This window comes from Streptomyces sp. NPDC020898, assembly GCF_044333925.1.
GTDB lineage: Bacteria > Actinomycetota > Actinomycetes > Streptomycetales > Streptomycetaceae > Streptomyces.
This window is the reverse complement of sequence record NZ_JBIRRV010000004.1, coordinates 265,539-278,694: the sequence shown is the minus strand read 5'-3', so window position 1 is coordinate 278,694 and position 13,156 is coordinate 265,539. Positions and strand designations below refer to the sequence as shown.

Annotated in this window: 13 protein-coding genes; 8 read left to right on the top strand and 5 right to left on the bottom strand. The window is 67.7% G+C overall.

What is annotated here, in order from left to right:
- Positions 1–47: 47 nt before the first annotated feature.
- A complete protein-coding gene (gene femX / locus ACH4TV_RS15675; RefSeq protein ID WP_398398233.1) occupies positions 48–1,169 on the bottom strand; it encodes a peptidoglycan bridge formation glycyltransferase FemX in 1,122 nt (373 codons plus the stop codon).
- Positions 1,170–1,321: 152 nt separating this feature from the next.
- Complete coding sequence (locus ACH4TV_RS15670; protein WP_369029120.1) at positions 1,322–1,636, bottom strand: hypothetical protein; 315 nt, start codon at positions 1,634–1,636, stop codon at positions 1,322–1,324.
- 265 nt (positions 1,637–1,901) lie between these two features.
- Between ACH4TV_RS15670 and rpsF the strand changes: the two genes are divergently transcribed.
- From rpsF to rplI, 4 genes are all read left to right on the top strand, one after another.
- A complete protein-coding gene (gene rpsF, locus ACH4TV_RS15665; RefSeq protein ID WP_006381649.1) occupies positions 1,902–2,192 on the top strand; it encodes a 30S ribosomal protein S6 in 291 nt (96 codons plus the stop codon).
- A gap of 80 nt (positions 2,193–2,272) precedes the next feature.
- On the top strand, positions 2,273–2,890 hold the full coding sequence (locus ACH4TV_RS15660) for a single-stranded DNA-binding protein (RefSeq protein WP_398398231.1): 618 nt from the start codon (positions 2,273–2,275) through the stop codon (positions 2,888–2,890).
- Between the two features lie 57 nt (positions 2,891–2,947).
- The gene (gene rpsR / locus ACH4TV_RS15655; RefSeq protein ID WP_006381652.1) at positions 2,948–3,184 is read left to right on the top strand and encodes a 30S ribosomal protein S18; all 237 of its coding nucleotides are present in this window, start codon (positions 2,948–2,950) and stop codon (positions 3,182–3,184) included.
- Between the two features lie 18 nt (positions 3,185–3,202).
- Complete coding sequence (rplI, locus tag ACH4TV_RS15650) at positions 3,203–3,649, top strand: 50S ribosomal protein L9 (RefSeq protein ID WP_398398229.1); 447 nt, start codon at positions 3,203–3,205, stop codon at positions 3,647–3,649.
- Positions 3,650–3,886: 237 nt separating this feature from the next.
- Here the strand turns inward: rplI and ACH4TV_RS15645 are convergent, their stop codons facing one another.
- A complete protein-coding gene (locus ACH4TV_RS15645) occupies positions 3,887–5,224 on the bottom strand; it encodes an MATE family efflux transporter (protein ID WP_398398227.1) in 1,338 nt (445 codons plus the stop codon).
- Positions 5,225–5,683: 459 nt separating this feature from the next.
- Here ACH4TV_RS15645 and dnaB point away from each other — a divergent pair, with 459 nt between their 5' ends.
- Both dnaB and ACH4TV_RS15635 read left to right on the top strand, forming a co-directional pair.
- Positions 5,684–7,159 (top strand): replicative DNA helicase, encoded by a 1,476-nt coding sequence (dnaB, locus tag ACH4TV_RS15640; RefSeq protein WP_398398225.1) that lies wholly within the window; start codon positions 5,684–5,686, stop codon positions 7,157–7,159.
- Between the two features lie 86 nt (positions 7,160–7,245).
- On the top strand, positions 7,246–8,631 hold the full coding sequence (locus ACH4TV_RS15635) for a serine hydrolase domain-containing protein (protein WP_398398223.1): 1,386 nt from the start codon (positions 7,246–7,248) through the stop codon (positions 8,629–8,631).
- A 106-nt stretch (positions 8,632–8,737) separates the two neighbouring features.
- Here ACH4TV_RS15635 and ACH4TV_RS15630 read toward each other — a convergent pair whose 3' ends face one another.
- On the bottom strand, positions 8,738–9,190 hold the full coding sequence (locus tag ACH4TV_RS15630; protein WP_398398222.1) for a GNAT family N-acetyltransferase: 453 nt from the start codon (positions 9,188–9,190) through the stop codon (positions 8,738–8,740).
- 235 nt (positions 9,191–9,425) lie between these two features.
- On the bottom strand, positions 9,426–10,292 hold the full coding sequence (locus ACH4TV_RS15625; RefSeq protein ID WP_398398220.1) for a GNAT family N-acetyltransferase: 867 nt from the start codon (positions 10,290–10,292) through the stop codon (positions 9,426–9,428).
- Positions 10,293–10,454: 162 nt separating this feature from the next.
- Between ACH4TV_RS15625 and ACH4TV_RS15620 the strand changes: the two genes are divergently transcribed.
- Both ACH4TV_RS15620 and ACH4TV_RS15615 read left to right on the top strand, forming a co-directional pair.
- On the top strand, positions 10,455–11,087 hold the full coding sequence (locus tag ACH4TV_RS15620) for an HAD family hydrolase (protein WP_398398218.1): 633 nt from the start codon (positions 10,455–10,457) through the stop codon (positions 11,085–11,087).
- A gap of 412 nt (positions 11,088–11,499) precedes the next feature.
- Complete coding sequence (locus tag ACH4TV_RS15615; RefSeq protein WP_398398216.1) at positions 11,500–13,146, top strand: globin domain-containing protein; 1,647 nt, start codon at positions 11,500–11,502, stop codon at positions 13,144–13,146.
- The last annotated feature ends 10 nt before the right edge of the window (positions 13,147–13,156 follow it).

The window sequence follows — 13,156 nt, the reverse complement described above, 5'->3', positions numbered from 1 at the left end:
TCTCGTGGCTGCGGTGTATCAGAGGTACGAACGGAAATTCCGGGACATCAGCGGCGCGACATGTAGATGTCGAGCGCCTTGTGGAGCAGCTTGTTGAGCGGGAAGTCCCACTCACCGAGGTATTCGGCAGCCTGCCCACCCGTGCCGACCTTGAACTGGATCAGCCCGAAGAGGTGGTCCGTCTCGTCCAGCGAGTCGGAGATGCCCCGCAGGTCATAGACCGTGGCGCCCAGTGCGTAGGCGTCGCGCAGCATCCGCCACTGCATGGCGTTCGACGGGCGGACCTCGCGGCCGATGTTGTCCGAGGCGCCGTAGGAGTACCAGACGTGCCCGCCGACGATCAGCATCGTCGCCGCCGACAGGTTCACCCCGTTGTGGCGGGCGAAGTACAGCCTCATGCGGTTGGGGTCCTCGGTGTTGAGAGCCGTCCACATGCGCTGGAAGTACGACAGCGGGCGGGGCCGGAAGTGGTCGCGCACCGCGGTGATCTCGTACAGCCGCTGCCACTCCTCCAGGTCCTGGTAACCGCCCTGGACGACCTCGACCTCGGCCTTCTCAGCCTTCTTGATGTTGCGGCGCCACAACTGGTTGAAGTTCTTGAGGACCTCTTCCAGCGAGCGGTTCGCGAGCGGCACCTGGTAGACGTACCGGGGCTGCACGTCGCCGAAGCCGGCCCCGCCGTCCTCGCCCTGCTGCCAGCCCATGCGACGCAGCTTGTCCGCGACCTCGAAGGCACGCGGCTCGATGAAGTCGGCCTCGATGTCACGCAGCCGCTTCACGTCCGGGCTCTGGATGCCCGCCTTGATGGAGGTGGCCTCCCAGCGCCGGATGATCACCGGCGGGCCCATCTTCACGGAGAAGGCACCCTGCTGCTTGAGGTGCGCCAGCATCGGCTGGATCCAGTCGTCGAGATTCGGCGCGAACCAGTTGATGACCGGGCCCTCGGGCAGATACGCGAGATACCGCTTGATCTTGGGCAGCTGGCGGTACAGCACAAGACCGGCGCCGACGATGTCGCCCGTCCGGTCGTCGAACCATCCGAGGCTCTCTGAGCGCCACTCGGCCTTGACATCGGCCCAGGCCGGAACCTGCATGTGGCTCGCCGACGGCAGGCTCTGGATGTACGCCAGATGCTGCTCTCGGCTGATCGTCCTCAGGGTCAGGCTCATTCGTGGGTGCTCCTCGGGCTGGTGTGTCCCCATGGGTACAGGGGCTCCGGCTCTCGCGCCGAAGCCTACTGCGCCCTGCGAGCGCCTCGTCTGGCCGTACGGCACCTGTGCCCCGGCCCTGCGTCGGCCGGGGCACCAGGGAACGGTCCGCGTCAGCCGATCACGCCGCCGAAGAGGCCACCGTGCGCCATACCGAGGAAGAAGCCGATCGCTGCGGCACCGAGGCCCAGGATCAGCCCGAAGCGTTCACGGGTCGTCTCCGAGACGAACTGTCCGTACGCGCCGGTGAGGATCCCCACCAAGCCGGTCCAGGAGCTGAGCAGATGCAGGCTGTGGAACATCGCCGTGACGAAAGCCGTCACCCCGAGCACCAGTGTCACAGCGAGGAGACTGTCCTGGAGCGGATGGGGCTTGCCGTCGGTGGCGAAGAGAGATCCGGCGGTGTTGGGTCGCAATGCCTGTGCCATGTGGCACCTCCTGCGGAAGGCGGCGCATCGTAGCGCCATACACACCCGATGTGTACAGATTGACGGTCACGGGGGCCTGCTTTCAACCGGAAGCCGCTGTGCGGGTAGTCTGTACCGTCTGCACCGGTGTCTGCCCAGGCCACGGCAAGGAATTCCTTTCAGGACCTCCGATTGTCAGTGGCTGCCGATACCGTTGCGAACGCATCAACAACCCTCCTGCCACGGAACGACCGTGGCCGCTGAGTCCAAAGGAGGTGGGTTCCACATGCGTCACTACGAAGTGATGGTCATCCTCGACCCCGAGCTGGAGGAGCGCGCTGTCGCTCCCCTGATCGAGAACTTCCTCTCCGTCGTCCGTGAGGGCAACGGAAAGGTCGAGAAGGTCGACACCTGGGGCCGTCGTCGTCTCTCGTACGAGATCAAGAAGAAGCCCGAGGGCATCTACTCGGTCATCGATCTGCAGGCCGAGCCTGCGATCGTCAAGGAGCTCGACCGCCAGATGAACCTGAACGAGTCGGTCCTCCGGACCAAGGTCCTCCGCCCCGAGACCCACTGAGCCTCCCGCTCAGCTGAGCTCGGGATTTCGAGTAGCAGCACCAAAAGCAGCCAGCAGCAAACCCGCCGAGAGGTTCCCCTATGGCAGGCGAGACCGTCATCACGGTCGTCGGCAATCTTGTCGACGACCCCGAGCTGCGCTTCACCCCCTCCGGTGCGGCGGTCGCGAAGTTCCGTGTCGCGTCGACCCCCCGCACGTTCGACCGTCAGACGAACGAGTGGAAGGACGGCGAGAGCCTGTTCTTGACCTGCTCGGTCTGGCGTCAGGCGGCGGAGAACGTCGCAGAGTCGCTCCAGCGAGGCATGCGCGTCATCGTGCAGGGCCGGCTGAAGCAGCGGTCCTACGAGACCACCCAGGGCGAGAAGCGCACGGTCTACGAGCTGGACGTCGAGGAAGTCGGCGCCAGCCTGCGCAGTGCCACGGCCAAGGTCACCAAGACCGCCGGCCGAGGTGGCCAGGGTGGTTACAGCGGTGGCGGCGGTGGTGGCGGTGGCGGCCAGCAGGGCGGCAGCTGGGGTGGAAACTCCGGCGGCGCTCCGCAGGGCGGCGGCGCTCCGGCCGAAGATCCCTGGGCGACCGGCACTCCCGCCGGTGGCAGCCAGGGCGGCGGCGGTGCCGGTGGCGGTGGCGGCTGGGGTGGAAACTCCGGCGGCTCCAGCAGCTCCGGCGGCGGCTACTCGGACGAGCCCCCCTTCTAGGCCCTCGGGCCGAGGGTGGGTCGTACCCATACTTCTTGATCACACAGGAGATACACCATGGCGAAGCCGCCTGTGCGCAAGCCGAAGAAGAAGGTCTGCGCTTTCTGCAAGGACAAGGTCCAGTACGTGGACTACAAGGACACGAACATGCTGCGGAAGTTCATTTCCGACCGCGGCAAGATCCGTGCCCGCCGGGTGACCGGCAACTGCACGCAGCACCAGCGTGACGTCGCCACGGCTGTCAAGAACAGCCGTGAGATGGCGCTGCTGCCCTACACGTCCACCGCGCGATAAGGGAAGGGTGACCGACTAATGAAGATCATCCTCACCCACGAGGTCTCCGGCCTCGGTGCCGCGGGCGACGTCGTCGACGTCAAGGACGGCTACGCTCGCAACTACCTGATCCCGCGGAACTTTGCGATCCGCTGGACCAAGGGTGGCGAGAAGGACGTCGAGCAGATTCGTCGCGCTCGCAAGATCCACGAGATCCAGACCATCGAGCAGGCCAACGACATCAAGGCCCGCCTCGAAGGCGTCCGGGTCCGTCTGGCTGTCCGCTCCGGCGACGCCGGTCGTCTCTTCGGTTCCGTCACCCCGGCCGACATCGCCTCGGCGATCAAGGCTTCCGGTGGCCCCGAGGTCGACAAGCGCCGCATCGAGCTGGGCGCGCCGATCAAGACGCTGGGCGCTCACGAGACGTCCGTTCGTCTGCACCCCGAGGTTGCCGCCAAGGTCAGCATCGAGGTTGTCGCTGCCTGAGCGATTCGTTCGCTGAAGCAGTAGCTGTGGGGCCGCATCCTTCGGGGTGCGGCCCTTCTGCGTAAGCGGATGGGTGAGCGCGTGGCGCAGGGGCGCGCGGGCCTCGGGCCGCTCGGGGGCTCAGCACGCCTGTGTTTCACGTGAAACGGCAGGAATCGGGTCGATGTTTCACGTGAAACAGAGAGAGCGGAGCAGGAAGCAGGGCGTGGTTCGGGGCTTGCGGCTCTCTCGGCGCTTTCAGCGAGTGGCGCCTGTGACCATCCACCGGCCCGAACGCGCTCGCAGCCACAAAGTCACCATGCGGACGGTCATCATGAGAGTCATCGCTCCCCAGAGGGCGGTGAGGCCGCCGCCGAAGGCCGGTACGAGCAGGGCCACCGGTGTGAACACGGCCAGAGTCACCAGCATCGCCGCGGCCAGATAGCGGCCGTCGCCCGCGCCCATCAGTACGCCGTCGAGGACGAAGACGATTCCGCAGATCGGTTGCGACAGCGCCACCATGAGCAGGGCCGGCAACGCGATGTCCTTGACCACGGAGTCACTGGTGAACAGGGGCAGGAACAGCGGACGGCTGACGATCACCAGTAGCCCGAGCACGACTCCGGTGGCGATACCCCACTCCACCATGCGGCGACACGCTTCGCGGGCACCCCGGACGTCGTTCGCGCCGAGGTAGCGCCCGATGATGGCCTGCCCTGCGATGGCGATCGCGTCGAGTGCGAAAGCGAGCAGACTCCACAGGGACAGGATGATCTGGTGTGCGGCGACGTCCGCGTCACCGAGCCGCGCGGCGACGGCCGTGGCGATCATCAGGATCGCCCGCAGGGAGAGGGTACGCACGAGGAGCGGTGCGCCCGCCTGTGCGGAGGCCCGTATCCCGGTAGCGTCGGGGCGCAGCGAGGCGCCGTGCTTGCGTGCGCCGCGAACGACCACCGTCAAGTAGGCCGCCGCCATGCCCCACTGGGCGATGACGGTGCCCCAGGCGGAACCGGCGATACCCAGGTCCGCGCCGTAGACGAGGCCGGCGTTCAGGGCGGCGTTGGCGACGAAACCCGCAATGGCGACGTACAGCGGGGTTCTGGTGTCCTGGAGGCCGCGCAGAACACCGGTGGAGGCGAGGACGACGAGCATGGCCGGAATGCCGAACGCCGAGATCCGCAGATAGGTGGCCGCGTACGGGGCCGTGATGTCCGAGGCGCCGAAAAGGTCCACGAGTGCGGGTGCCGCGGGCGGGACGATGGCGATGACCGCGGCTCCGAGCAGCAGGGCGAGCCAGATGCCGTCGATGCCCTGGCGGATGGCGGCCTGGAGATCACCCGCGCCGACTCGCCGGGCGACGGCGGCCGTGGTGGCGTACGCGAGGAAGACGAAGATGCTGACGGCGGTGGTGAGGAGGACAGAGGCGATGGCGAGTCCGGCCAGTTGAGCCGTGCCGAGGTGGCCGATGATCGCGCTGTCGACCATGACGAAGAGGGGCTCGGCGACGAGTGCGCCGAAGGCGGGGACGGCCAGTGCGACGATCTCGCGGTCGTGCCGGCGCCGGGTCGCCCTGGGGTCAGCGGGAGCCTGTGTCATGACCACCAATCTAATCTTCCACAGGTAAGAGATGCAATCGGCCTGTGACTATTACCTCCTCGCTTTGGGCACGTGCTGCCGCGTGCCGCTCGCGGAGATCTTGGCCTGATGGGGAAAGTTTTTCTTCTGCACAGCCGGTGGATGGGGAAAGCGCAGGTCAGTGGCTGTTTTATGAAAGCCGCGAAAGCTTGTTCACAGGGCTGTCCACCGGGTCGTGCACAGGTTTTGCGGAGTTCTCCACAGCATCCGGGCCGTCGTCCACATGGCCTGTGGATAACCAGATTGGCTGACGGTGCCGACAGGCCTACGGTGGTGCGGCGCCCACTCCGTCCGCAGGCCTCGGAAACGTCACAAAACCGACGCGCCAGAACCGGAGTTGGGCGTCTTATTTGTCAGTGCCGTGCCGTAGAAAAGAGTGGCACGGTGAGGTCCGCTCAGCGGACGGGAGGAGGTGGCTCGGTGAGTATTTCCGAGCCCTTGGACGATCCATGGGCCGACAGCGGTCCCAGTGATCGTCTGCCCCCCTCCCGACAGCGTCGCGACGGAGGCCGGGGTCGCGACGAACAGCACGACCGCGGCCGGGAGAACGGTGCGTGGGAGAGCGAGGGCACCTCCTTCGAGCGAGTACCGCCGCAGGATCTCGATGCCGAGCAGTCCGTCCTCGGCGGCATGCTCCTGTCCAAGGAAGCGATCGCCGACGTCGTCGAGGTCCTCAAGGGCCATGACTTCTACCGCCCCGCGCACGAGATCGTCTACGGGGCGATCCTCGATCTCTACGCGAAGGGCGAGCCGGCCGACCCCATCACGGTCGCGGCCGAGCTCACCAGACGCGGCGAGATCACCAAGGTCGGCGGCGCACCGTATCTGCATGCGCTGGTGCAGACGGTGCCGACGGCGGCGAACGCCGAGTACTACGCAGAGATCGTGCACGAGCGCGCGGTCCTGCGGCGCCTGGTCGAGGCCGGAACCCGCATCACGCAGATGGGATACGCGGCCGACGGGGACGTCGACGAGATCGTCAACAGCGCCCAGGCCGAGATCTACGCGGTCACCGAGCAACGCACCACCGAGGACTATCTGCCGCTCGGCGACATCATGGAGGGCGCTCTCGACGAGATCGAGGCGATCGGCTCGCGTTCGGGGGAGATGACCGGTGTGCCGACCGGGTTCACCGACCTCGACCAGCTCACCAACGGTCTGCACCCCGGCCAGATGATCATCATCGCGGCCCGTCCCGCCATGGGTAAGTCGACGCTGGCGCTGGACTTCGCCCGGGCCTGCTCGATCAAGCACAACATGCCGAGTGTGATCTTCTCCCTCGAAATGGGCCGCAACGAGATCGCGATGCGTCTGCTGTCCGCCGAGGCGCGCGTGGCTCTGCACCACATGCGCTCCGGCACGCTGACCGACGACGACTGGACCCGGCTCGCTCGCCGCATGCCGGACGTCTCGGCTGCGCCGCTGTACATCGACGACTCCCCGAACCTGTCGATGATGGAGATCCGTGCCAAGTGCCGCCGCCTCAAGCAGCGCGCCGACCTGAAGCTCGTGATCATCGACTACCTCCAGCTGATGCAGTCCGGCGGCAAGCGGTCCGAGAGCCGCCAGCAGGAAGTCTCTGACATGTCACGAAACCTGAAGCTCCTCGCCAAGGAGCTGGAGCTGCCGGTGATCGCGCTCTCGCAGCTGAACCGTGGCCCCGAGCAGCGCACGGACAAGAAGCCCATGGTCTCCGACCTGCGTGAATCCGGCTCTATCGAGCAGGACGCGGACATGGTGATCCTGCTGCACCGAGAGGACGCGTACGAGAAGGAGTCCCCGCGCGCGGGCGAGGCGGACATCATCGTGGGCAAGCACCGAAACGGCCCGACGGCGACGATCACTGTCGCCTTCCAGGGACACTACTCACGGTTCGTGGACATGGCGCAGACGTGAGGCGAGGGAGCCCGTGACGACGGGCCGAGCCTCCGCCGCGGGAAATGCGTTCGACGCGACGCGACCCCGACCGATGAACTTGCCGCATGACAACACCTCAGGACGAACTCCTTCCCGGTACGCAGCGGGCGTTGCTGCATCGGATCGCTGTTGCCCAGAGTGAAGGGCGGGCACCGTCGTTGGTTGCGGCGGTTGTGCGGGGCGGGGAGACCGTGTGGAACGGGGCACGCACCTCGGTGGACGGGCATGCGCCCGATGCCAACGTGCAGTACCGGATCGGTTCGATCACCAAGACCTTTACGGCCGTGCTGGTGATGCGACTGCGTGACGAGGGGCTTCTCGACCTCGTCGATCCGCTGGAGAAGCACCTGCCGGGAACCGGTGCGGGGGAGGTCACGGTCGCCGAACTGCTCGCGCACACCGGTGGGTTGGCGGCCGAGGCGCCCGCTCCCTGGTGGGAGCGGACACCCGGATCCCTGCGGCCCGAGCTGGCCGACGTACTCGGGGATCGGCCGTTCCTGCACCCCGTGGGGCGGCGCCACCACTATTCGAACCCTGGCTACAGCCTCCTCGGCGCGATGGTCGAGGAGTTGCGCGGCGCCCCGTGGGAGGACGTGCTGCGGCGGGAGGTGCTCGAACCTCTGGGGCTGGAGCGGACCAGCGGACAGCCGCAGGCACCTCAGGCGGGCGGCTGGGCCGTGCATCCCTGGGCCGATGTGATGCTGCCGGAGCCGACCGAGGACCTCGGGCGGATGGCGCCGGCCGGTCAGCTCTGGTCCACCACAGGGGACTTGGCGCGCTTCGCCGCCTTCCTGACCAAGGGGGACGACCGGGTGCTGAGCGCCGCATCCGTTCTGGAGATGCGTACGCCCGCTGCTCCGGCCGAGTCGGAGGACGTGGCCGCAGGCTCGGCGTACGGACTCGGGATGCAGGTCCAGTGCCGGGACGGCCGGATGCTGGTGGGGCATGGCGGATCGCTGCCAGGCTTCCTGGCGAGTCTCACGATCAGCGTGGCGGACGACCTCGCGGCCGTCGTTCTGGCCAACTGCACCTCGGGCCCGCCGGTGGCCGCGGTCGCCGCCGATCTCGTGAGGATCGTCGCGGAGGCCGAACCGCGGATTCCTGAGCCGTGGCGTCCGTTGCCCGAAGTCGACAGGTCCGTACTGGAGTTGGCGGGGCAGTGGTACTGGGGGACCGCCCCCTATGTCCTGCGACTGTTGGCCGATGGGGACGTCTCGCTGGGGCCCTTGTCCGGTATCGGCCGCCGTTCGCGTTTCAGGGCGAACGCCGGCGGCACCTGGACGGGGCTCGACGGCTACTTCGCCGGAGAGCCTCTGCGGGTCGTACGGCGGCCGGACGGGACGGTGGACCACCTGGACCTCGGGTCGTTCGTCTTCGTGCGTCAGCCGTACGAGGAGGGGGCTTCTGTGCCGGGCGGGGTGGACCCGGAGGGGTGGCGCGGCATCAGCTAGGCGACGCTTGCCGGGAAGCGTCATGTTTCACGTGAAACATGACGCTCTTGGTGTGAAACGGTGGCCGGCGGGGCCTGACGCCTTCGACCGCAGGCCCCGGCGGTGTTCAGAGCTGGAGCTTGAAGCCCACGTGTGAAGGCGTGAAACCGAGCCGCTCGTAGAAACGGTGGGCGTCCGTGCGAGTGGCGTCCGAGGTCAGCTGAACCAACTGGCAGTTCTCGTGACGAGACGTGTCGATCGCCCACTCGATGAGCTGCGTGCCCAGGCCGCTGCCGCGTTCGTCGGAGTGGACGCGCACGCCTTCGATGATGGAGCGGGTCGCCCCCTTGCGGGACAACCCGGGAATGATGGTGAGCTGGAGCGTGCCGACCACCTGGCCTTCGCGGACCGCGACGACCAGGTGTTGGTTCGGGTCGGAGGACAGACGGTTCAGTGCGGTCAGGTACGGGGTCAGGTCGTCCGGCGATTCGCGCTGCGCGCCCAGCGGATCATCGGCGAGCATGCCGACGATCGCGGGAACGTCCGCCGCCGTCGCGGGCCGTATATCGAGATCTCCCATGGCCACAGCCTATGTCCGCAGGTTCACCGACTCCACGGACCGGACCAAGGGACGGACTCACCGGCGTCGGTAAGCCCGTCCCCGGGAGGCCCAAGGCAGAAGGCGCGCATCTGTGCCACGGACTGGCCGTCTTCAGGAACATCCAAGTCCTGCTCACCATGGCGACGACCGTCCTCACAGCCGCCTCCAGGCCCCGCCTACACGCCCGCCGACGTGTGCGGCTTGTTGCGGATACTCAGCCCGCCGCCACCGTCAGCGGTGCGAAACGCCGTGTCCAGTCACCCGGCAATTCGGAGATGCCGTACGTCATCACCGAGTTGAAGGCCACGGGTGCCAGCCCGCGCTCCTTCACCCACGTCAGCAGTTCCTCGTGCTGTACGTCGATGTCCGTACGCAGCGGGCGGTCGGTGTGGGCGGCGAGTGAGGCGAGGAGGGCCTTCGCCGTCTCCGTGTCGTGGGCGATGAGAGGGCCGACCACATGGGTGTCCATGTTGGGCCAGGCCGCCGCGTAGCCGATGATCCGGCCGTCTTTCTCGGCGATTCGTAGCCGGTCGGCGAAAGCGGGCAGCCGGGTGATGATGTGGGTGCGGTCGGCGCCGAACACGTCCTCGTCGAGCCGGATGATCCCGGCGAGATCCTCGGCCGTGGCCGGGCGCGTGCCGACCCTGGGCTCCGGCCCGTGCGGTGTGAAGCGCCCGTGCACCATCTCGGCCCTGCCGGTGACCTTGAAGCCGAGTTCCTCGTAGAGCGGACGGCCGTACGGGGTCGCGTGCAGTGTCAGTGGCGTGGTGCCCATCGCGGCGACGATGTGCCGCATCAGCCGTCGCCCGACACCCTGGCGGGCATGCCGCTCGGCGACCAGCACCATGCCGATGGCACCCAACTCGGGGTTTCCGTACGGTCCGTACTCGGTGACGACGCATGCGGCGACCAGTCCGCCGCCGGGGTCGTCGATGCCGTAGCCCTTCGCGGCCGTGAGCAGGAGACTCCACTTGTGCTCCTCGCGGGGCCAGCCCCGGTCTTCGGACAGGTCGGCGCAGGCGGTGAGGTCGCGGCGCGTCAGACGGCGGATGGGCAGATCAGCGAGGGAAGGAGTCGGCACGCAGGTCAGGCTGTCCGACCAGTGCACTCGGCGTCCACCTGTTTGTGGTCGGACGCACGGCCTTTTGGCCATGTCGTGCCGGTCCGTGCAGCGCATGGACAGATGTTTCACGTGAAACGGTGAGCATCGGTCATAGGGCGACAGGCCCTAGCCTCGGCACACATGACGCGACTGCATCTCTTCGACCTCGACGGAACGCTGCTTCGCGGTTCGGCCGCGACGGTGGAGATATCCCGGCAGTTGGGGCTCGACCGCGAAATAGCCGAACTGGAGCGGGACTTCGTGGCGCGGCGTACAGAGCCGGCCGAGTACGCCCGGCGTGTGCACCTCCTCTGGGCGGAGCTGACCGAGGCGCATGTCGACGCTGCCTTCAGGGGAGCGCCCTGGCTGAGCCGGATCAGGGAGACCTGGGCCGAGATCAGGGACCGAGGGGAGTACTGCGCCGTCGTCTCGCTGTCGCCCTCGTTCTTCGTCGAGCGGCTGACAGGGTGGGGTGCCCATGCGGCGCACGGTTCGCGCTTCCCCGTGGTGCCGTTCACGGAGCCGTTGGATCCGACCGGGATCCTGAACTCCGCGGCCAAAGTGGAGATAGCGGACCGGCTCTGTGGACAGTTCGGGCTGACCCGGGCCGACTGTGTCGCGTACGGCGATTCACTCTCCGACGCGGAGCTCTTCGGGGTCGTACCGGTCTCCGTCGCGGTCAACGCGGACCGTCATCTGGCGGGCCTGGCGACCCACACCTACGTGGGCCGGGACTTGTGGGATGCCTATGAATTGGTGCGCGGCGCCCGGTAATTGACGGAATTGATGGTTCGCCCCCTGCGTGTTCGCGGTGAGGGCGGGCGGGAGTTGTGCGCGCGGCGGCGGCCGGTATCGTCGACTCCGGTTCTTGTACGCGTCGGGGTGCGTATCCCGCGCACGCGGCAAGAGCAGGGCAATGCAGCCTAACGGGATGGAGAGATCGAAAACCCGTATTTCCGGTTACACATGGAGGCGTTCGTCCACAGTGGGACGCTGCGGTGAGAGCGCTGCGGCCAATGTCACACTCTGGCCTTACTTGTCCGTACGGAGCGGTAGTCCGGGTTGAATGTGGCCGCATCGGTCGGGGGCCGAACGGGGAAAGCAAGCCGTCAGCGGGGGAACGTGGGCACATTCCGAACGAGGAAGTGCTCAGACCGACTGAAAGATGTTCGAGGCGAGGCACACCATGGACGCTCCGACCACCACGTCCGCCGACAATGGCACTTCCGGCGGCAGCGGCGGGGGCGGCTGGTTCAAGCCGCGCAAGCAGCCCGAGGTGCCTCCCGGCGGTGAACAGGAAGCGACCGAGGGCAGTCGGCTGGCCGCGCTGCGTCCTGTCGGCCGGCCCATGACGAGCGGTGCCACGGGCTCCTCACCGAACGACAGCGCCCGTCCTGCTGAGGCTGGTCCCACGCCGGAGCAGGAGCGAATACCCGCGCCGCCGACCTCCGTGCCCCCGACGGCCCCTGTGACGTCCGCGCCCCGGGCCGCCGCGTCTCCGCCACTCGCACCCCTGCCTCCCCTGCCGCTCGCCCCCGCGTCGCCGCTGCCCGCGCCCTTCACTCCTGCGCCTCCGGTCACCGAGTCCGCGCCTTCCCCGTTCGCGCCGGGCCCTCAGGTTTCCGATACGGCAGCTTCCCCGCCTCCCGCAGCGCCGGCCCGTCCGGAGTCGGCCCTCGATCAGCCGTCCGCCCTGACCTCCGCCCCTCTCCGGGAGGCATCCTCGGATGCGGTGCTCATCCGGCGGACCATGGACGAGATCGGGACTGTCGCCGACAAGGTCACCTCGTACTTCTACGCGCTCCTCTTCGTTCGTCATCCCGAACTGCGCTCACTGTTCCCGGCCGCGATGGACACCCAGCGGGACCGGCTGCTCAAGGCACTGCTCACCGCCGCCGAGCACATCGACAACACCGAGGTCCTCGTCGCATATCTGCAGAACCTCGGCCGCGGCCACCGTAAATACGACACCCGGCCCGAGCACTACCCGGCCGTCGGCGAGTGCCTCATCGGCTCGCTGAGCCGGTACGCCGCCGCGATCTGGGACCAGGAGACAGAAGCGGCCTGGGTGCGGGTGTACACGACGATGTCGCAGGTGATGATCGACGCGGCTGCCGTGGACGAACTGCGCGCGCCGGCCTGGTGGTACGGGGAGGTCGTCTCGCACGATCTCAGGACCCCGGACATCGCCGTCATCACCGTCCGGCCCAACCAGCCGTACCCGTTCCGCGCCGGGCAGTACACGAGCCTGGAGACGCCCTGGTGGCCCCGCATCTGGCGGCACTACTCCTTCGCCTCCGCGCCTCGCTCCGACGGTCTGCTGTCGTTCCACGTGAAGGCGGTCCCCGCGGGCTGGGTCTCCAACGCGCTGGTGCACCGCGCCCGGCCCGGCGACGTTGTCCGGCTCGGCCCGCCTGCCGGCACGATGACCGTTGACCACACCACCGACAGCGGCCTGCTCTGTCTGGGCGGTGGCACCGGCATCGCACCCATCAAGGCACTGGTCGAGGACGTCGCCGAACACGGCGACCGGCGGCGAGTCGAGGTGTTCTACGGCGCCCGCACCGATCTCGACCTGTACGACATCGACACCATGCTGCGGCTCCAGCAGAGCCACCCCTGGCTCGCGGTACGCGCGGTCATCGACCAGCAGGCGCATCTCCAGCTCCCCGACGCCGTACGGGAGTACGGGCCCTGGTACGAGTACGACGCCTATCTGTCGGGCCCGCCCGGGATGATCCGCAGCGGTGTGGACGCGCTGCGGCACGCCGGATTCCCCACGGAGCGGATCCGCCACGACTCGGTGGAGGAACTGGTCGTCACGGGGAACTGATCGGGCCTGC

Excerpts from the sequence above, each read along its gene's own strand:
- ACH4TV_RS15670 (WP_369029120.1), bottom strand. The coding sequence starts at position 1,636 with ATGGCACAGGCATTGCGACCCAACACCGCCGGATCTCTCTTCGCCACC.
- ACH4TV_RS15620 (WP_398398218.1), top strand. The coding sequence starts at position 10,455 with ATGACGCGACTGCATCTCTTCGACCTCGACGGAACGCTGCTTCGCGGT.
- ACH4TV_RS15645 (WP_398398227.1), bottom strand. The coding sequence starts at position 5,224 with ATGACACAGGCTCCCGCTGACCCCAGGGCGACCCGGCGCCGGCACGAC.
- rplI (WP_398398229.1), top strand. The coding sequence starts at position 3,203 with ATGAAGATCATCCTCACCCACGAGGTCTCCGGCCTCGGTGCCGCGGGC.
- ACH4TV_RS15660 (WP_398398231.1), top strand. The coding sequence starts at position 2,273 with ATGGCAGGCGAGACCGTCATCACGGTCGTCGGCAATCTTGTCGACGAC.
- ACH4TV_RS15615 (WP_398398216.1), top strand. The coding sequence starts at position 11,500 with ATGGACGCTCCGACCACCACGTCCGCCGACAATGGCACTTCCGGCGGC.
- ACH4TV_RS15630 (WP_398398222.1), bottom strand. The coding sequence starts at position 9,190 with ATGGGAGATCTCGATATACGGCCCGCGACGGCGGCGGACGTTCCCGCG.
- femX (WP_398398233.1), bottom strand. The coding sequence starts at position 1,169 with ATGAGCCTGACCCTGAGGACGATCAGCCGAGAGCAGCATCTGGCGTAC.
- rpsR (WP_006381652.1), top strand. The coding sequence starts at position 2,948 with ATGGCGAAGCCGCCTGTGCGCAAGCCGAAGAAGAAGGTCTGCGCTTTC.
- rpsF (WP_006381649.1), top strand. The coding sequence starts at position 1,902 with ATGCGTCACTACGAAGTGATGGTCATCCTCGACCCCGAGCTGGAGGAG.
- ACH4TV_RS15635 (WP_398398223.1), top strand. The coding sequence starts at position 7,246 with ATGACAACACCTCAGGACGAACTCCTTCCCGGTACGCAGCGGGCGTTG.